The organism is Sphingomonas gellani (assembly GCF_900110035.1).
Lineage (GTDB): Bacteria > Pseudomonadota > Alphaproteobacteria > Sphingomonadales > Sphingomonadaceae > Sphingomonas > Sphingomonas gellani.
Window position 1 is genome coordinate 433,298 of the sequence record NZ_FOCF01000002.1, and the last position, 18,850, is coordinate 452,147.

Genomic DNA, 18,850 nt, shown 5'->3' on the forward strand with positions numbered 1-18,850 from the left:
GGTGCGGATCGCCCCCGCACCCGACGATCCCCCAAGCTCCCTGAGCCGGGCTGCTACGATTGCTTCTCTGAGGACGCGACGCGAGGCGCCGTGACCGTCACTGTCCGATGGCGCCCCTCCGCGCAGGCCGATCCGCTCGGCCTGCACGATCCGATCGTAATCAAGGCAGACCGCGACGCCGCATGTGAGGACGTCGCGGCGTTCGAGGGCTGGACGGTGCAGCGGATAAGCTTTCAGGACCAGGGAGCACCCCGCCACAATCCGGCAAGCGGTATTCGGGCGGACACGTACCGTCACCGCACCTTGATCGCCTGCCGCGTTCTCGAAAGCTCGATCGAGAGCGCACGCCCCGCGCATGCAGGTCACAATCCGGTACAAATGTCTTCCGGCGAGATTATCGCCACATGATCGCACGCCTGCTCGCCGCGGCTCTCCTTGCCAGCGCAGCCGCTTCGCCGCCCGCCGCCCTGCACCTCGACCCGTTCTACACGCAATATCGCAACGCCGCCGGCATCCCGGTCGTGTCCTCCGCACGAACCCAGCCCGAAGCGCTCGACACCGCAGCCGCGATCGTCACCGACATGCTCTCTCACCGCCCCGACCTGGCAAGGGAGATGGTGCGGCAGGGCTACCGCGTCGCGGTCATGGCGCCGGAGGAAACCACCCTCGACCTGCCCGAACAGGCGGACTGGAAGAAGCCGGCCCCCGACGATGCGCGCCTGACCCGGTGCGAGCGCAAGCACTATGACGAACGCATCGGCCGCTACACCGACCGGCAATATTGGGACGCCCGCGCGCGGGGCATGGGCGGCCTCCTGACCAGCGCGGCGACGGAGAACCTGCTCGCCGGGGCGAACGATCGCTACCACGGGCAGAACATCTTCGTGCATGAGTTCTCGCACGACATCTTCCGCGCCAGCTATACCGCCGACCTGCCGCTCTACACGCGCATCCATGCCGCCTACGCCGCCGCGATGAAGGCGGGGCGCTGGCAGGGCGAATATGCCTCCACCACCGCGGAGGAATATTGGGCGGTGGGGACGCAGTTCTGGTTCAACTCCGCCCCCGTCGCGCGGTTCGACGGGCGCACGGTGCTGTCGGATGCCGACCTGTCCGCCTATGATCCGCCGCTCGCCGCCGTGCTGCGCCAGGTCTATGGCGACCGGCACCACCTTGCCGCAGACCGCTTCTGGCAACATCCCGATCGCGTGCCGCCCGGCCCATTGCCGCGCTTCACGGCGGAGGTGTGCTGAACGCTTGCCGTCCGCCCCGTGCGGGTTCAGGGCGGCGTCATGACATCGGGCCTGCTGTTCTCCGCCATCGCCTTTGTCGGCGGCATCCTGCTGGCGGTGCAGGCGCCGACCAATGCCCTGGTCGGCCGGGCGGCGGGGTCGCCGTTGATGGCGGCGCTGATCTCCTTTGCGGTCGGCATCGTCGCCCTGGGCGCGATGGCGTTGGCGACCGGCACCGCGCGCTGGACGCCGGAGATGCGGGCGCTGCCGCCCTATGTCTGGCTGGGCGGCTTGTACGGCGCGTTCTTCGTCGCGGCCGCCGCCTTCCTCGCCCCGCGTATCGGTGCCGGCGCGCTCCTGACCGCCGCGATCGCGGGACAGCTGCTCGCCGGGCTAGTCCTCGACCGCTACGGCCTGCTCGGCCTCCCGCGCCACGACCTGTCGCTGCCGCGGATCGCGGGCGCGGTGCTGGTCCTGGCGGGGGCGGCGCTGGTGGGCCGCAGCTAGTCGCGCTTGCGGCCGTTGGCGAACAGCACGCCGACCGCCAGCGCCAGCCCGCCCAGGCCGACCACCGCCGTCGCGCCGGGGTGCTTGGCGGCGGCGGTGTACAGGCTGAACGGCTTGGGCGCATGTTCGCCTGACCGCTCCTGTCCCGTGCCCGGAGCGTCGGCGGCGAACAGGTTCGCGGGCTTCGGCTGACGCTTCTCCTTGTCGATAAAGGCGCGCGCCGCAACCGGTGCCAGCTTTTCGAACAGCCGCGGGAAATGTTGCGCGAACAGCGCCTGGGCCCGCCCTGCGCCACCGACGGTGATGTCGCGCCGCACATGGCTGGCGCAGAACAGGATCGCATCCGCGACCAGCTCGGGCGCGTAGACGGGCGGCGGGATCTGCGCCTCGCCCCCTGCCAGGTTCGTCGCGTGCTGACCGATCGGCGTGTCGATGCCCGATGGCTTGACCAGCGTCACCGCGATCGGCGCGTCCCGCTCGGCCAGCTCCATGCGCAACGTCTCGACATAGGCCTTCACCGCATGCTTGGTCGCGGCATAGGCGCCCATCAGCGGGCTGGGCATGTCCGACGCGATCGATGCCACCGTGACCAGCGCGCCGCCGCCCGCCGCGTGCAGGTGCGGGATCGCCGCCAGGCAGCCATGCACCGCGCCGAAGTAATTGACCTCGAACAGCCGGCGATGGTCGGCATCGCCGATCGTCTCCAGCCTGCCGTATATCGCCGTGCCCGCATTGTTGACCCAGCAGTCGATGCGCCCGAACCGGCGCACGGCATGCTCCGCCGCCGCCTGCACCGCCGCCTCGTCCGCGACGTCGGCGACGAAGTAATCCGCCGCGCCCCCGCTCGAAACGATCCCTTGCACCGCATCCGCCAGCGCCGCCTCGCTGCGCGCCACCAGCAGCACCTTCGCCCCCTGTCGCGCCGCCATGCGCGCGGTGACCAGCCCGATCCCCGAACTTGCGCCGGTAATCACCATCACCTGCTCGGCAAGCGGCTTCAACGTCACGGTCATCATGCGATCCTTTGTGGCACGCCTCAGCCAACCGGTTGATCGGGCAGGGGTTCCTTGCCCCCTTTCAATCCGTCCGCGCCATCGGCCTCGTCTCAAGGGGTTGCGCGCCGTCGCCGAAAGGCATAGCCGCATCGCAGCAAAGGAGCGCCAGATGGCCGAGTTCAGGCTGCCCAAGAACAGTGTCGTGAAGAAGGGCCAGGCCCACAAGGCGTCCAGCCAGGGACGCACCAAGACGTTCAAGGTCTATCGCTACGATCCGGATTCGGGCGAGAACCCACGTTACGACACGTTCGAGGTCAACCTCGACGAGTGCGGCCCGATGGTGCTCGACGCGCTCATCAAGATGAAGGCGGAGCAGGACAGCTCGCTCACCTTCCGCCGCTCGTGCCGGGAGGGGATCTGCGGGTCGTGTTCGATGAACATCGACGGTCGCAACGGCCTCGCCTGCACCACCGCGATCGAGGATGTGAAGGGCACGGTGCAGATCACGCCGCTGCCGCACATGGAAGTCATCAAGGACCTGGTCCCCGACTTCACCCATTTCTACGCGCAATATTCCTCCATCAAGCCGTGGATGCAGACGGTCACGCCCGCACCCGCCGGCAAGGAGCGGCTCCAGTCGCCGGAGGATCGTGCGAAGCTGGACGGCCTGTACGAATGCATCCTGTGCGCGTGCTGCTCGACCTCGTGTCCCAGCTATTGGTGGAACTCCGACAAGTTCCTCGGCCCGGCGATCCTGCTCCAGGCCTATCGCTGGCTGGCCGACAGCCGCGACGAGGTGACGGGAGAGCGGCTCGACAATCTCGAGGATCCGTTCCGCCTGTATCGCTGCCACACGATCATGAACTGCGCGAACACCTGCCCCAAGGGTCTGAACCCGGCCAAGGCGATCGCGGAAATCAAGAAAATGGAGGCAGAGCGGGTCCTCTGATCCGCTCCCTCGCCCCGTGGTTACGGTCGTCCGGGCATCGACCGGGCGCCCGATCCGCGAGCGGGGCCTGAGACTCCCATGACCAGCGTCCAGTCCGCCTACGACGCCCTCGTCGCCGCCGGGGAACTGCGCCCCGACCCCGAACAGGCCGCCGCCGCCGCCCGCCTCGAACAGCTTCGCGCGGAACTGATGGCCGTGCCCAGCCGCGGCAGCACGCTGTGGCGGATGCTGCGCGGAAAGCCGTCGGCGCCGCGCGGGCTGTACCTGTGGGGCGGCGTGGGCCGGGGCAAGTCCATGCTGATGGACCTGTTCTTCGCCAATGTGGACATCCGCCGCAAACGCCGCGTCCACTTCGCGGAGTTCATGCTCGACGTCCACGCCCGCATCGCCGTCGAACGGCGCAAGGAGGCGGGCGACCCCATCGCGCCTGTCGCCGCCGCGCTGGCGGAGGATGCGCGACTGCTCGCCTTTGACGAGATGATGGTCACCAACAGCCCCGACGCGATGATCCTGTCGCGGCTGTTCACCCATCTGATCGAAAGCGGCGTGACGGTGGTCACCACCTCCAACCGCGCGCCGTCAGACCTGTACGCGAACGGCCTCAACCGCGAGCATTTCCTGCCCTTCATCGCGTTGATCGAAGACCGCATGGACGTGCTGGCGCTGAACGGCCCGACCGATTACCGCCGCGACCGGCTGGGGGCGCAGGACACGTGGCTGGTGCCCAACGGCCCGGTCGCAACCGAGCAGTTGTCCGCCGCCTTCTTTCGCCTGACCGACTATCCGGTAGAGGATCGCGCCCATGTCCCCTCCGAGGAGTTGACGGTACAGGGCCGGACGCTGCACGTGCCCAAGGCACTGAAGGGCGTCGCCGTCTTTTCCTTCCAGCGCCTGTGCGGGGAGGCGCGGGGCGCCGCCGATTACCTGGCCGTGGCGCGGCGGTTCCACACCGTCATCCTGGTCGGCATTCCCGTGCTGGGCCCGGAGAACCGCAATGAGGCCGCGCGCTTCGTCGCGCTGATCGACGCGCTGTATGAGCACAAGGTGAAGCTGCTCGCCGCCGCCGACGCCCAGCCGGACCGCCTCTACCCGGGCGGCGACGGCGCCTTCGAGTTCCAGCGCACGGTCAGCCGGCTGGAGGAAATGCGTTCCGAAAGCTATCTGGAACAGGGGCACGGAAGCGCCTGAGGTCCAGCGCGGCGAGCCAGCCGCGCACCGCCGGCTCGACCCGCGCCGCGACGACCCAGGCGAAGGCCAACGCCAGCGCTGCCGAGACTGCCACCGCCGCGCCATAGGACACGCCACGCCGCACCAGCGCTGCTGCGATCGTCAGCCCGGCATCCTGATGGACCAGGTAGAGCGGATAGGTCATCAGCCCCAGCATCGGAATGTGCCGCGCGCCCCGCAAGCGCTCCAGTCCGGGTTGCAATCGCGGCGCCGCGATCAGGATGCCCAGGCCGATCGCGACGATCAGCGTCGGCACCCATGGCTGCATCGGTGCGCCGATCCGCACCGCCCCCTCGACGGCGCTTACCCAGGTGGTTCCCAGCGTCATCGCCGCGAGCACCGCCACCCATAGCAGTCGCAACGGGCTTTGCGACGCGGCACCGTGACTGTCGGCCAGCGCCATCCCCAGCGCGAATTCCGGACCATAGATCAACAATTGCGCCACCACATGGAGCGCGCCCTCCGTCCAGCCGAGCGGCGGTCCGAACAGCAGGACTGCGGTGCTGACGAGTCCCAATCCCCAGCCGCTCGCCTCCAGGATTCGCTCGCCGCGCACAGGCAGCGCGAGCATCCCGGCGATCAGCAGGTAGAATGCGATCTCGATCGGTAACGTCCAATAGGATCCGTCAACCGGCGCACCCGCCGGCAGCAGGGCGGCGCTGACACTCCATTCGGCGAAAAGCCGCCCGGCAGGCGCGACCGCCCCGGCCAGCAGCACCGCCAGACTAACCGATGCGCAGACCAGCGCCGCCGGATACAGCCGCAGGGCCCGTCGCCGCAGGAAGCCCGACCATGTCGCCCCACGCGCGGAACATGCGATGACATAGCCGGAGATGACGAAGAAGATTTCGACACCGACCCATCCCCACCATGTCGCTGCGATCGCACCGGTCGGCACTGCAACACCGCTCAACGCGAGTTTCGCATGCGGGCTGGGCGAATGTGCCGCCGCGCCCAGATAATGATAGGTGACTACACTCACCGCACACAGGAAACGCAGCAGGTCCAGCGCAAGCAGTGGGCGCGCGGGGCGGGGGGCAGGTGGCACGGCTTACCCTATGACCCATAGCGATTAAGATGTGCTTAGCGCCCGCTATCGCTACTGCGAACCAGTATCGATACCGCGAATGTATCTGGTCGTTTAGCGGTTGCCCCTGTTGGCCGATGCGCCTATGTCGCGTCCGCAAACAGACGCACCTTTGGTTACGGAGAAGCACTGGATGGCCCGCAAGAAGATCGCGCTGATCGGCGCCGGCAACATCGGCGGCACGCTCGCGCATCTCGCCGCGCTGAAGGGGCTGGGCGACATCGTCCTGTTCGACGTGGTCGAGGGCGTGCCCCAGGGCAAGGCGCTGGACCTGTCGCAGTGCGGCCCGGTCGAGGGCTTCGACGCTAGCATCAAGGGGTCGAACGACTACGCCGACATCAAGGGCGCTGACGTCATCATCGTCACCGCCGGTGTCGCGCGCAAGCCGGGCATGAGCCGCGACGACCTGCTCGGCATCAACCTGAAGGTGATGAAGGCGGTCGGTGAGGGCATCCGCGACAACGCCCCCGACGCGTTCGTGATCTGCATCACCAATCCGCTCGACGCGATGGTCTGGGCGCTGCGCGAATTCTCCGGCCTGCCGCACAACAAGGTGGTCGGCATGGCGGGCGTGCTCGACTCGGCGCGCTTCAGCCACTTCCTCGCCGAGGAGTTCGGCGTGTCGGTGAAGGACGTGAACACGTTCGTGCTCGGCGGCCATGGCGACACCATGGTGCCGGTTCTGGAATATTCCACTGTGTCCGGCATTCCTGTCGCCGACCTGATCGACATGGGCTTCTCCACCAAGGAAAAGGTGGACGAGATCATCAAGCGCACGCGCGGCGGCGGCGGCGAGATTGTCGCGCTGCTGAAGACCGGCTCGGCCTATTACGCGCCGGCGACCAGCGGCATCGCGATGGCGGAAGCGTATCTGTACGACCAGAAGCGGATTCTGCCCGCCGCCGCCCACCTGACCGGGCAGTACGGCATCGACGACCTGTATGTCGGCGTGCCGGTGGTGATCGGCGCCGGCGGCGTCGAGAAGGTGGTCGAGGTCAAGCTGTCCGACGAGGCGAAGGGCAACCTGCAGGTGTCGGTCGACGCGGTGAAGGAACTGCTGGTCGCGTGCAAGGGGATCGACGAAACGTTGAAGTGACCGGTTCCCCGGCGAAGGCCGGGGGCCAGTAGCGGGGCGCCTGGGATGATCGAACAGGCCTGCGTTTACATGGTGGCGAGCGGACGAAATGGCACGCTGCACCTCGGCTCGACAGTGGATCTGCTAAGGCGCGCGTGAGAACACCGAACCGGCGCCGTCGACGGGTTCACGAGGAAGTACGGTTGCAGGCACCTCGTGTGGTATGAGGTGCACGACGAACTGGAGCCAGCAAGACAGCGTGAGCTCCGGTTGAAGAAGTGGAGCAGGCAATGGAAACTGCGCCTGATTGAAGACCTTAACCCGGATTGGAACGATCTGTTCGAATCCATTTGTCGCTAACGTGCTCCCGCGAAGGCGGGAGCCCAGTCTGGGTCCCCGCCTTCGCGGGGACACAAGGAGTTGGGAACCCAGATGAGCATCCTCGTCGACCGGAATACCAAGGTCATCACGCAGGGCATGACCGGCAAGACCGGCACCTTCCACACCAAGGCGGCGCTGGATTACGGCACGCAGATGGTCGGGGGCGTCACGCCGGGCAAGGGCGGCACCACCCATGAGGAGCTGGGTCTGCCGAACTTCGACACGGTGGCGGAGGCGGTCGCGAAGACCGGCGCCAGTGCGTCCGTGATCTACGTGCCGCCGCCCTTCGCCGCGGACTCGATCCTGGAGGCGATCGACGCCGAGGTGCCGCTGATCGTCGCGATCACGGAGGGTATTCCGGTGCTCGACATGGTGCGCGTCAAGCGTGCGCTGTCCGGTTCCAAGTCGCGCCTGATCGGCCCGAACTGCCCCGGCGTCCTGACGCCCGGCGAGTGCAAGATCGGCATCATGCCCGGCTCCATCTTCAAGCAGGGTTCGGTGGGCGTCGTCTCCCGATCGGGTACGCTGACCTATGAGGCGGTGTTCCAGACCTCGAACGCCGGCCTGGGCCAGACCACCGCGGTCGGCATCGGCGGCGATCCCGTCAACGGCACAAACTTCATCGACGTGCTGGAACTGTTCCTCGCCGACGACGCCACGGAATCGATCATCATGATCGGTGAGATCGGCGGTTCGGCCGAGGAAGAAGCGGCGCAGTTCCTCCGTGACGAGGCGAAGCGTGGCCGCAAGAAGCCGATGGCCGGCTTCATCGCGGGCCGTACCGCGCCTCCGGGTCGTCGCATGGGTCATGCCGGCGCGATCGTGTCGGGCGGCCAGGGCGGCGCCGAGGACAAGATCGCCGCGATGGAAGCGGCCGGGATCAAGGTGGCGGCCTCACCGTCCGAACTCGGTTCGACCCTGCTTGAAGTGTTGAAGGGCTAAACCAATCGGTCATCCCGGCGCGAGCCGGGATCCAGAGCCACGGGCGCACCGCTCTCGACCCTGGACCCCGGCTTCGGCCGGGGTGACGAAGGAGACGAAGATGGGCTACGAAGGCCAGGACTTTTCCGACATCGCGGCGGGCGTCAGCCCCGCCTTCATCGAGGCGCTCTACGCCCGCTACCAGAGCTCCCCCGGCTCCGTCGAACCCGGCTGGCAGAACTTCTTCCAGGGTCTTGAGGCCGGACCGCAGGGCGCGAGCTGGAAAAGCGATCGCTGGCCGCTGTCCACCACCGACGACCTGACCGCCGCGCTCGATCCGACGCAGATGGAGCCGGCGCCCAAGCCCGCGCGCGGTGGAAAGCCTGCGCCCGCCGCCGCTGCCGCCGCTGCGCCGTCGAAGGACGAGGTGATCCGCGCCGCCGCCGACGCGATCCGCGCCCAGCTGCTCGTCCGCACCTATCGTGTGCGCGGCCACCTTGCCGCCAATCTCGATCCGCTGGAACTGTCGCGGCGCGAGCTGCCCGACGACCTGCGCACCGAATATCACGGCTTCACCGACGTCGACCTCGACCGTCCGATCTATCTCGGCGGCACCATGGGCTTTGACTGGGCGACTGTGCGCGAACTGGTCGACACGCTGCGCCGCAATTATTGCGGCAATGTCGGCCTGGAGTTCATGCACATCGTCGACGTGGAGGAGCGCCGCTTTCTCCGGGACCGCATGGAGGGCCGCGACAAGGCGATCCAGTTCACCAACGACGGCAAGAAGGCGATCCTGTCGAAGGTGATCCAGGCCGAGCAGTGGGAGAAGTTCCTGGGCCGCAAATATGTCGGCACCAAGCGCTTCGGCCTCGACGGCGGTGAATCGATGATTCCGGCGCTGGAGTCGGTCATCAAGTACGGCGGCCAGTACGGCGTGCGCGAGATCGTGTTCGGCATGGCCCATCGCGGCCGCCTGAACGTGCTCGCCAACGTCATGGGCAAGCCGTTGCGCGTGATCTTCCACGAATTCGCCGGCGGCTCCGCCAACCCGGAGGAGATCCAGGGCTCGGGCGACGTGAAATACCATCTGGGCACCTCGTCCGACCGCGAGTTCGACGGGGTCAAGGTGCACATGAGCCTGGTCGCCAATCCGTCGCACCTCGAAACCGTCGATCCGGTGGTGCTGGGCAAGGTTCGCGCGATCCAGACGCTGAACAGCGACCTGGAGAACCACGACGCCTCGCTGCCGGTGCTGATCCACGGCGACGCGGCGTTCGCGGGGCAGGGCATCGTCTGGGAATGCCTCGGCTTCTCGGGCATCCGCGGCTACAACACCGGCGGCTGCGTCCATTACATCATCAACAACCAGATCGGCTTCACCACCAGCCCGCAGTTCGCGCGCTCCTCGCCCTATCCGTCGGATGTGGCGAAGGGCGTTCAGGCGCCGGTCTTCCACGTCAACGGCGACGATCCGGAGGCGGTGACCTTCGCCACCAAGATGGCGATGGAGTTCCGGCAGAAGTTCCACCGCGACGTCGTCATCGACATGTGGTGCTACCGCCGCTTCGGCCACAACGAGGGCGACGAGCCGAGCTTCACCCAGCCGGTGATGTACCGCGCGATCAAGGATCATCCCGGCGTCGCCGACCTGTACGCCCAGCGGCTGACCGCCGAGGGTGTCGTCGACAAGGCCTGGGTCGATGAGGCCGTGAAGCAGTACACGACCCTGTTGGAGGGCGAGTTCGAGGCGGGTTCGGGGTACAAGCCGAACAAGGCCGACTGGTTCGCCGGCCGCTGGTCGGGCCTGTCCGCACCGTCGGACGGGGAGGGTGCGCGTCGCGCCGCCGAAACCGGCATCACGCCCAAGCTGTTCGACGCGCTCGGCGCGAAGCTGACGACGGTCCCCGACCATCTGTCGATCCACAAGACCCTCGCCCGTGTCCTCGATGCCAAGCGGCAGATGTTCTCCACCGGAGAGAATTTCGACTGGGCGACCGGCGAGGCGCTGGCCTATGGCGCGCTGCTCGCGGAAGGGTACGGTGTCCGCCTGTCGGGTCAGGACTCCGGGCGCGGCACCTTCTCGCAGCGTCACGCCGTCTGGGTCGACCAGAACGACGAGCACAAATATGTGCCGCTCGCGACCAGCGAGCATGGCCGGTTCGAGGTGCTGGACTCGCCGCTCAGCGAATATGGCGTGCTCGGCTTTGAATATGGCTATGCGCTCGCCGACCCGAAGACGCTGGTCCTGTGGGAGGCGCAGTTCGGCGACTTCGCCAATGGCGCGCAGATCATGATCGACCAGTATCTGGCGGCGGGCGAGGCCAAGTGGCTGCGCGCCAACGGCCTGGTCCTGCTGCTGCCGCACGGATATGAGGGGCAGGGGCCGGAGCACAGCTCCGCGCGTCCGGAACGGTTCCTGCAACTCTGCGCGCAAGACAACCTTCAGGTCGCGAACTGCACGACGCCGGCGAACTATTTCCACCTGCTGCGCCGGCAGATGCACCGCAGCTTCCGCAAGCCGCTGGTGATCTTCACGCCCAAGTCGCTGCTTCGTCACAAGGCGGCGGTGTCGGTGGCGGCCGATTTCCAGGGCGACGCGCACTTCCATCGCCTGTTGTCCGACCCGCGTGGGGCGGCCGATGCGCAGACCAAGCGGATGGTGCTGTGTTCGGGCAAGGTGGCGTACGACTTGATGGAGGCGCGTGACGCCGCCGGCGACACGGACACCCAGATCGTCCGCGTCGAGCAGCTCTACCCGTTCCCGACCGATGCGCTGATCGCGCGGCTGCAGCGCATGCCCGCGCTGGAGGAAGTGGTCTGGGCGCAGGAGGAACCGCGCAACAACGGCTACTGGACCTTTGTTGAACCCTTTGTCGAAGAGGCGATGGTCAAGGCGGGCGTCACGCCGAAGCGGCCGCGCTATGCGGGCCGTGCGGCCTCCGCCTCTCCGGCGACCGGGCTGATGAAGCGGCACCAGCTGGAACAGGCGGCGCTGGTCGCCGACGCGCTGGGTCATTCGGTCCGCGACGAAGTGCGGCGTACGAAGAAGAACTGAAACTGTGTCTGGGCCCCCGCGGGATGCGGGGGCGCAACAAGGCGAGAAGCAGATGGCAACTGAAGTCCTGGTCCCGGTTCTCGGGGAATCGATCACCGAAGCCACGCTTGGCGAGTGGCTCAAGCAGCCCGGCGACCCGGTCAAGGCCGATGAGCCGATCGCCAGCCTGGAAACCGACAAGGTGTCGGTCGAGGTGCCTTCGCCCGTCGCGGGCGTGATGGGCGAACATGCGGTAAAGGTCGGCGACACCGTCTCGGTCGGCGCGATGATCGCCACGGTCGGATCGGGCGACGGCGCGGCCGCCCAGGCCGCACCCGCGCCCGCCGCGACGCAGGGCAATGCCGATATGGCTGACAAGGCGAAGGCCGGCACCGGTCCGGGCCCGGGCGAGCAGATCCGCCCCCGCACGCAGGATGCGCCTGCCGGCAACGACCAGGGCGGCAACAATCAGGGCGGCAACAATCAGGGCGGGGGCGACACGCCCGCCGCGCTGTCGCCGTCCGTGCGCCGTGCGATCCTGGAACATGGCGTCGACCCGTCCACCGTCACCGGCACCGGCCGTGACGGGCGCATCACCAAGGAGGACGTCGCCGCCGCCGCCTCCGCCAAGCCCGCGGCACTCGCCGCCACCTCGGCACCCGCGCCGCAGGTTGCCGCCGCCCAGCCCGGCCGCAAGGAAGAGCGGGTCAAGATGACCCGCCTGCGCCAGACCATCGCCAAGCGGTTGAAGGAGGCGCAGAACACCGCCGCCATGCTGACGACGTTCAACGACGTCGACATGACCGCGGTGATCGAGGCCCGCGCCAAGTACAAGGACCTGTTCGAGAAGAAGCACGGCGTGCGCCTCGGCTTCATGGGCTTCTTCGTGAAGGCCGCGACCATGGCGTTGAAGGACATCCCCGCCGTCAACGCCTCGATCGAGGGTGACGAGATCGTCTACCACGATTACGCCGACATCTCGGTCGCGGTGTCCGCGCCCAACGGCCTGGTCGTGCCGGTGATCCGTGACGCGCAGGACCTGACGGTCGCCGGGATCGAAAAGACGATCGGCGACTTCGGCAAGCGCGCCAAGGACGGCACGCTGAAGATGGACGAGATGAAGGGCGGCACCTTCACCATCTCCAACGGCGGCGTGTTCGGATCGCTGATGTCGACGCCGATCATCAACCCGCCCCAGGCGGCCGTGCTCGGCCTGCACCGGATCGAAGAACGCCCGGTGGTCCGCGACGGCCAGGTGGTGGTGCGCCCGATGATGTATCTCGCGCTCAGCTATGATCACCGCCTGATCGACGGTCGCGAGGCGGTGACCTTCCTTGTCGCGCTGAAGAACGCGATCGAGGATCCGACGCGCATCCTGATCGACCTGTAAGACCCACTATATAACCCCCTGTCCCCGCGCCGGCGGGGGCGCGGACTGGGCCCCCGCCTGTGCGGGGGCACAAAAAGGTGCTCCGAAGATGGCTGACCAACAGCAGTACGACTATGACGTCCTCGTGATCGGTGCCGGGCCGGGTGGCTATGTCGCCGCGATCCGCGCCGCGCAGCTCGGGCTGAAGACCGCCTGCGCCGAAAGCCGCGAGACGCTGGGCGGCACCTGCCTCAACGTCGGCTGCATCCCGTCCAAGGCGCTGCTCCACGCGTCCGAGCTGTTCGAGGAGGCGACCGGCGGTCATCTCGCAAAGTTCGGCGTCGACATCCAGGGTGCCACGCTGAACCTCGACCAGATGCACGCCGAAAAGGCGAAGGCGGTCAAGGAGCTGACCGGCGGCATCGAGTTCCTGTTCAAGAAGAACAAGGTCACGTGGCTGAAGGGCCGCGCCGCGTTCCAGAACGACCACAGCGTGCAGGTCGGGGACCAGACCGTGACCGCGCGCGACATCGTGATCGCGACCGGATCGTCCGTCACCCCGCTGACCGGTGTCGAGATCGACCAGAAGGTCGTGGTCGACTCCACCGGCGCGCTGGCGCTGCCCAAGGTGCCCGAGCATCTGGTGGTGATCGGTGGTGGCGTCATCGGCCTCGAACTCGGCAGTGTCTGGCGCCGCCTCGGCGCGAAGGTGACGGTGGTCGAATATGTCGACCAGATCTTGCCCGGCTTCGACGGCGAGGTTCGCCGCGAGGCGGGCAAGCTGTTCAAGAAGCAGGGCATGGAGTTCCTGCTGTCGACCAAGGTCACCGGCGTCACCGTCGACGGCGACCGCGCCACCGTGTCGGTCGAACCGGCCGCCGGTGGAGAGGCGACGACCCTCGACGCCGATGCCGTCCTTGTCGCGATCGGGCGCAAGCCGAACATCGACGGGCTGAACCTGGATGCGGCGGGCGTGAAGCTGACCGACCGGGGCCAGGTCGCGATCGACCACGACTTCGCCACCAATGTCGACGGCATCTGGGCGATCGGCGACGTCGCGCCCGGCCTGATGCTCGCGCACAAGGCGGAGGATGAGGGGATCGCCGTGGCGGAGAACATCGCCGGACAGACCGGGATCGTCAATCACGACATCATCCCGTCCGTCGTCTACACCACGCCCGAGATCGCCGGAGTCGGCCTGTCCGAAGAGGCCGCAAAGGAAAAGGTCGGCGAGATCAAGGTCGGCAAGTTCCCCTTCGCCGCCAACAGCCGCGCCAAGACCAATCGCGACACCGACGGCTTCGTGAAGGTGATCGCGGATGCGAAAACCGACCGCGTCCTGGGCGCGTGGATCATTTCGTCACTTGCCGGTACTATGATCGCTCAAGTAGCACAGGCGATGGAATTTGGGGCTACCTCCGAAGACATCGCTTATACCTGCCACGCGCATCCGACCCATTCGGAGGCGATCAAGGAAGCGGCGATGGGCGTGACGGGCAAACCCATACACGTCTGATCGCAAGCGGGGGCAGGGTTGAAGACGGAGCAGGTTCGCGGCGGCACGCACACGTCGAACATTCCCGCTTCCGTCTTCGCCATGCCGCCGGGCATGCGGATGCGCTACGACGCGCCCGCGCCCGCACTGGCGGAATGCGTCACCGCCTATGCCGTCTATGCCCATGACGGCAGCATACCGGCGGTGAACTGGTTCATGCCCGCGCCGCCGATGATCTCCGTCGTGGTGGATGCGGGGCCGTTATGCGTCAGCATCCGCAACACCCGTTTCGGCCCGCTCTCCCGCGCCAGCCTGTACGGTCCGACCAGCCGGGCCTTTTGCGCGGAAACCAATGGCGGCATCATGGTCGGGGTGGGGGTCAGCGCGATCGGCTGGGCCCGGCTGGCCCGGCGCATGGCCAGCGACCTGCACAACCGGGTCGTGCCGCTGGCCAGCGTGTTCGGCGCCGGGCTGTCCAATCGGCTGACCGACGGACTGGACGCACTGCACGACGATGCGGACATAAAGCCGCTGCTCGACGACCTGCTCGCGCCGCTGCTCGCCAGGCCCCATCCCGATGAGCCGCTGATCCGCCGCTTCTCCGTGCTGATGCTCCAGGACGGCGTGGTCGAAAGCGGGGACGCCGCCACCCGGCTCGACATCCCGACCCATGCCCTGCGACGGCTGTCGCAGCGTCATTTCGGCATGACGCCAAAGCTGCTGCTCCGCCGCGCCCGGTTCCTGCGCTCGTTCCTTGCGCTGATGCGGACAGGGGAACCGGCCGATTACAGCGTGATCGACGGCAGCTATTTCGACGTGCCGCACTTTCTGCGCGATGCGGAGACGTTTCTGGGCACCACGCCGCGACGCTTCCTCCAGAACGCCAACCGCTTCCTGCACGCCAGCATCGTCGCACGCGCGGCCGTACTGGGCGCCGCGACGCATGCGTTGCACGATGTCGCATCGCCGGGCAGGGCGCCGACCTCACCTGCTGCCAAGCGCACGAACAGTCCATCCTCTCCGGCCCCCACGCCCGCGCCATGAACGAGCGTGCCGCGCTGGAGGCGGCGTGGCTGGACCTGACCCGGCGCGTCATGCCCGACTGCGCCGCTGCACGTGGATGGCCCGTACGCGCGGACCATTGCTTCCAACGCATCCTGCTCGACAATGCGCTCGGCGGCCGCTGGTACGATCACGTGACCGGACGCCCCGCCTATCGCCACGTCGCGATCGATGCGCTGCGCCGGGCGCTGGACCTGGGTCAGGACGCCCTCGCCGGACGCGCCGACCTCGCCGCGCTCAACCACCGCTCCCTGCAATGGCGCGGCAAGCGGGTATGAGAGTTCTGAAGGCTCGACACGACACGGCCGGCCTGCGACCATCGGCCGAGTAGCTGGCGATCGCCCCGCGTTAGCCCTGACTAGAGGGAGCGCAGTGCCCCGATCTGTCCCCGCCGACACTGGACACGCCCAAACGACAGACGGGCCCGCTGGCCAAGCCACCGCTCGCCACTCACCCATCTCTGCGTGACTGTCGATCCGCCGATGCAACGTCCTCCGGCCGGGGGGAGCCTCCACGGCAGTCTCAAACCTGGTGGACGATCAGGCCAGCCGCGACCAAGGCAGAGCGTAGATGCGCGACCGCATCTCCGCCCCACGCCGTCAGGTTCCGCGACCCGCCTGCACCCATCCAACGCACCGGCCAACTAAACCGAGCGACGCGACGGCCAGCTAAATGCGCTATGCAATTCAGCCACAGCTCTCCACGCTGCTCGACAGCGTGGTGTGCGGTTGGGCCAAGACGGTGATCAAGGCAAGGGCAAGAGCCAGAACTACAGCTAAAGCCACAGCCAACTGCCATCCCGCATCCCCGACCCACTGGCACGCGCAAGACGGAACCCGGCTGCCCCTATCCATCCTGTTCGCATTGCGAATGGAGTGGAGTGGCAACCGGCGAAATGCGTCATGCGACCGCACACTCGACTGACCACGAACGCCCGTCCTATCGCACCGCGATCGGGTAACTCTGATCTCCGGGCAGACAGATCATGAGCGGAGTGCCTCGCCGGACAAGATCGCCGGACCGATCCGCTCAACCTGTCATGCTGCGAGAATCCCACCCCACTTCAGGTGCGTGACCCGGCCCCCAGCCATCCTCTCGTCGCGGCACACCAAAGCACGACCGACGCAGAGCCAAGGGCGGCACACCCCCGCGCCATCCGCCCCCTGCCGCCCGTCACATCCTTCCCCGACAAACCCCGCCTCAATCCCCCACCCGGCTGACCATCAACGCGATGCCCGCCACCTTGCTGCCCGCCACCTGGACCAGGTACCGGCCCGGCGCGGTCAGCCGGAAGTCGACATATTTGCGGATGCCCGAACATTCCGGGCCGTGGCCGTGGGCGACCGCGGTCAACAGCTTGTCGCCAGCGACCATGTCGATCCAGGCGATCGAATCCTCCGCCAGCCGGTACACCCCCGGCTTGTCGACATCGACCGCGAACACGCCACCCATGCCACCGGCATCGACACTGCGCGCGACGGCGGCGGGAAAGGTCACGCGCGCCACCGGGACCAGCGTCGCCCGGACGCTGCGGCCCAGCGCCAACGTCGCGGGCGCGGCGATGCCGGTGCCGGCAGACACGCCCTGCATCGCGTACCAGCCCTCATATTCGCTGGTCAGGGGAGAGGTGGCGGCGCACCCTTCCGGCGCGGGCGGCGGAGACACCTGCGCCAATTGCAAGGCCAGCATTTGCGCCAGAATCATGCCCGTCGTCGCCATCGCAGACCCCCGATTCCAGCGGAAACGTACGCGTTCTCGCTGCACTGCGCAACGTCGCACGCCGCGATGACCCGCCGATATAACCCATGTTGCCGTACCATCGGCACGGCGTCGTTCAGCCGCGCAGGCGCTGGTGGTGGCGGATCACCTCGTCGATGATGAAGCGCAGGAACTTCTCGGAAAACTCCGGGTCCAGCTCCGCATCCTCGGCCAGCTGGCGCAGCCGTGAGATCTGCCGCTCCTCGCGCGCGCCATCGGCGGGGGGCAGTCCGGACTCGGCCTTGTACCGCCCGACCGCCTGCGTGACCTTGAACCGCTCGGCGAGCAGGTGGACCAGCGCCGCGTCGATATTGTCGATGCTCTTGCGATAGCCTTGCAGCACGGTGTCGGTCATCGGGGCTCCCTTCGCTCGGTTCGTCCTATGCGGAGCGCGACCGCGCGCGGCAAGGGGGTGCGGACGGCGCGGACGGGGCGGCCAAGGGTTGCGTTGCCCCCGCCCGTCCGCCAAGGCGTGCCCAGCATGACCGCCACCGTTCACCGCCTCGACTCCCCCGCCGGCGACCCCCGGCCGCAGCCCTCGCTCGGCCCGCTGATGGCGCTGATCGCGGGCGACATGAACATGGTCAACGCGGTGATCCTGGACCGCATGCGCAGCCAGATCCCGCTGATCCCCGAACTCGCCGGCCACCTGATCGCGGGCGGGGGCAAGCGGATGCGTCCGATGCTGACGCTCGCCAGCGCGCGGCTTATCGGCTATTCCGGCACGCGCCACCACCGCCTCGCCGCCGCGGTGGAGTTCATCCATACCGCGACGCTGCTCCACGACGACGTGGTCGATGGCTCCGACCTGCGCCGGGGCAAGCGCACCGCCAACATCATCTGGGGCAACCCCGCCAGCGTGCTGGTCGGCGACTTCCTCTTCTCCCGCTCGTTCGAGCTGATGGTGGAGGCCGAAAGCCTGAAGGCGTTGCAGATCCTGTCCGGTGCCAGCGCCGTGATTGCAGAGGGAGAGGTGAACCAGCTCACCGCCGCCCGCCGCATCGACCTGGGCGAGGATCGCTATCTCGACATCATCGTGGCCAAGACCGCCGCGCTCTTCGCCGCCGCCTGCCGCATCGCCGCGGTCGTCGCCGAACGCGGAGAGGCGGAGGAGGCGGCGCTGGACGCCTATGGCCGCAATCTCGGCATCGCGTTCCAGCTGGTCGACGACGCGATCGACTATGTCTCCGACGCCGACACGATGGGCAAGGACGCGGGCGACGACTTCCGCGAGGGCAAGGTGACGCTGCCCGTCATCCTCGCCTACGCTCGCGGATCGGAGGAAGAGCGCAAGTTCTGGAAGGACGCGGTGGAGGGCCGCCGCGACACCGATGCAGACTTCGCCCACGCCGTCGACCTGGTCCGCCGCTCCCGCGCCGTCGACGACACGCTGGCCCGCGCCCGCCATTATGGCCAGCGCGCGATCGACGCCATCGCCATGTTCCCCGCCAGCCCCGCCAAGGACGCGATGATCGAAGCCGTCGCCTTCGCGGTCGCCCGCGCGTACTGAGGGGGCAGGGGCGGGAGCTTCGCTGCTTAGCGCCTGAAGCGGCGTGCTGCCCGCTGTCGGGCAGGTACGTACTCTGTCGGATTTCGGATCGTCAGCTTACGGGAAGGCCGATGAGGATAGCCGACGTAGCGCCGCTCCGCCTTCCCAGAAAATCGGCCCCTGCGAGGCGGGGCGCCTAGCAGGCGCAATCACGCCTTCGCTGCCGAGCAACTGAATAAGCGGTCCACAGGGTTGAGGCGAGCGCC

The 18,850-nt window shown here is 67.7% G+C and carries 18 protein-coding genes; 14 read left to right on the forward strand and 4 right to left on the reverse strand.

Features of this window, described 5'->3' with window-relative positions; genetic code table 11:
* The first annotated feature begins 90 nt into the window (after window positions 1-90).
* Genes BMX37_RS06320 through BMX37_RS06330 form a run of 3 tightly spaced genes read left to right on the forward strand, consistent with a single transcriptional unit; the run spans window position 91 to window position 1,739 of the window.
* A complete protein-coding gene (locus BMX37_RS06320; RefSeq protein WP_093664622.1) occupies window positions 91-408 on the forward strand; it encodes a hypothetical protein in 318 nt (105 codons plus the stop codon).
* Window positions 405-1,253: a glycoside hydrolase gene (locus BMX37_RS06325; protein WP_093664624.1), complete on the forward strand. Its 849-nt coding sequence runs from the start codon at window positions 405-407 to the stop codon at window positions 1,251-1,253. The genes BMX37_RS06320 and BMX37_RS06325 overlap by 4 nt, the downstream gene beginning before the upstream one ends.
* 39 nt (window positions 1,254-1,292) lie before the next feature.
* Window positions 1,293-1,739, forward strand: a complete 447-nt coding sequence (locus BMX37_RS06330; RefSeq protein WP_093664626.1) for a DMT family transporter — start codon at window positions 1,293-1,295, stop codon at window positions 1,737-1,739.
* Here BMX37_RS06330 and BMX37_RS06335 read toward each other — a convergent pair.
* Window positions 1,736-2,752: an SDR family oxidoreductase gene (locus BMX37_RS06335; protein WP_093664839.1), complete on the reverse strand. Its 1,017-nt coding sequence runs from the start codon at window positions 2,750-2,752 to the stop codon at window positions 1,736-1,738. The genes BMX37_RS06330 and BMX37_RS06335 overlap by 4 nt on opposite strands.
* A gap of 151 nt (window positions 2,753-2,903) precedes the next feature.
* Between BMX37_RS06335 and BMX37_RS06340 the strand changes: the two genes are divergently transcribed.
* Window positions 2,904-3,683: a succinate dehydrogenase iron-sulfur subunit gene (locus BMX37_RS06340; protein ID WP_093664628.1), complete on the forward strand. Its 780-nt coding sequence runs from the start codon at window positions 2,904-2,906 to the stop codon at window positions 3,681-3,683.
* A 78-nt stretch (window positions 3,684-3,761) separates the two neighbouring features.
* Complete coding sequence (gene zapE, locus BMX37_RS06345; RefSeq protein WP_093664630.1) at window positions 3,762-4,871, forward strand: cell division protein ZapE; 1,110 nt, start codon at window positions 3,762-3,764, stop codon at window positions 4,869-4,871.
* Here the strand turns inward: zapE and BMX37_RS06350 are convergent.
* Entirely contained in the window at window positions 4,810-5,958 is a 1,149-nt protein-coding gene (locus BMX37_RS06350) for an acyltransferase family protein (RefSeq protein WP_093664631.1), read from the reverse strand. The two genes, zapE and BMX37_RS06350, sit on opposite strands and share 62 nt — an antisense overlap.
* A 172-nt stretch (window positions 5,959-6,130) precedes the next feature.
* Here BMX37_RS06350 and mdh point away from each other — a divergent pair, with 172 nt between their 5' ends.
* The 8 genes from mdh (at window position 6,131) to BMX37_RS06390 (ending at window position 15,615) form a co-directional block, all read left to right on the forward strand.
* On the forward strand, window positions 6,131-7,093 hold the full coding sequence (mdh, locus tag BMX37_RS06355; RefSeq protein WP_093664633.1) for a malate dehydrogenase: 963 nt from the start codon (window positions 6,131-6,133) through the stop codon (window positions 7,091-7,093).
* A 195-nt stretch (window positions 7,094-7,288) separates the two neighbouring features.
* On the forward strand, window positions 7,289-7,432 hold the full coding sequence (locus BMX37_RS19445) for a GIY-YIG nuclease family protein (RefSeq protein WP_425288436.1): 144 nt from the start codon (window positions 7,289-7,291) through the stop codon (window positions 7,430-7,432).
* A 72-nt stretch (window positions 7,433-7,504) separates the two neighbouring features.
* Entirely contained in the window at window positions 7,505-8,395 is an 891-nt protein-coding gene (gene sucD, locus BMX37_RS06365) for a succinate--CoA ligase subunit alpha (RefSeq protein WP_093664635.1), read from the forward strand.
* A gap of 100 nt (window positions 8,396-8,495) precedes the next feature.
* Window positions 8,496-11,432 (forward strand): 2-oxoglutarate dehydrogenase E1 component, encoded by a 2,937-nt coding sequence (locus BMX37_RS06370; RefSeq protein ID WP_093664841.1) that lies wholly within the window; start codon window positions 8,496-8,498, stop codon window positions 11,430-11,432.
* A gap of 52 nt (window positions 11,433-11,484) precedes the next feature.
* Window positions 11,485-12,801, forward strand: a complete 1,317-nt coding sequence (gene odhB, locus BMX37_RS06375; RefSeq protein ID WP_093664637.1) for a 2-oxoglutarate dehydrogenase complex dihydrolipoyllysine-residue succinyltransferase — start codon at window positions 11,485-11,487, stop codon at window positions 12,799-12,801.
* An 88-nt stretch (window positions 12,802-12,889) separates the two neighbouring features.
* Window positions 12,890-14,296: a dihydrolipoyl dehydrogenase gene (lpdA, locus tag BMX37_RS06380; RefSeq protein WP_093664639.1), complete on the forward strand. Its 1,407-nt coding sequence runs from the start codon at window positions 12,890-12,892 to the stop codon at window positions 14,294-14,296.
* 18 nt (window positions 14,297-14,314) lie between these two features.
* Complete coding sequence (locus tag BMX37_RS06385; RefSeq protein WP_093664641.1) at window positions 14,315-15,319, forward strand: helix-turn-helix domain-containing protein; 1,005 nt, start codon at window positions 14,315-14,317, stop codon at window positions 15,317-15,319.
* Window positions 15,316-15,615 (forward strand): GCN5-related N-acetyltransferase, encoded by a 300-nt coding sequence (locus tag BMX37_RS06390; protein WP_093664643.1) that lies wholly within the window; start codon window positions 15,316-15,318, stop codon window positions 15,613-15,615. The genes BMX37_RS06385 and BMX37_RS06390 overlap by 4 nt, the downstream gene beginning before the upstream one ends.
* A 922-nt stretch (window positions 15,616-16,537) precedes the next feature.
* On the opposite strand, the gene BMX37_RS06395 is transcribed toward BMX37_RS06390, so the two are convergent.
* Together BMX37_RS06395 and BMX37_RS06400 are read right to left on the reverse strand one after the other, a co-directional pair.
* Window positions 16,538-17,041 carry a hypothetical protein gene (locus BMX37_RS06395; protein WP_139198038.1) on the reverse strand — a complete coding sequence of 168 codons (504 nt, stop codon included), beginning with the start codon at window positions 17,039-17,041 and terminating at the stop codon, window positions 16,538-16,540.
* A 130-nt stretch (window positions 17,042-17,171) separates the two neighbouring features.
* Window positions 17,172-17,450, reverse strand: a complete 279-nt coding sequence (locus BMX37_RS06400) for a chorismate mutase (RefSeq protein ID WP_093664647.1) — start codon at window positions 17,448-17,450, stop codon at window positions 17,172-17,174.
* A 126-nt stretch (window positions 17,451-17,576) separates the two neighbouring features.
* Here BMX37_RS06400 and BMX37_RS06405 point away from each other — a divergent pair, with 126 nt between their 5' ends.
* Complete coding sequence (locus tag BMX37_RS06405) at window positions 17,577-18,605, forward strand: polyprenyl synthetase family protein (RefSeq protein WP_093664649.1); 1,029 nt, start codon at window positions 17,577-17,579, stop codon at window positions 18,603-18,605.
* The last annotated feature ends 245 nt before the right edge of the window (window positions 18,606-18,850 follow it).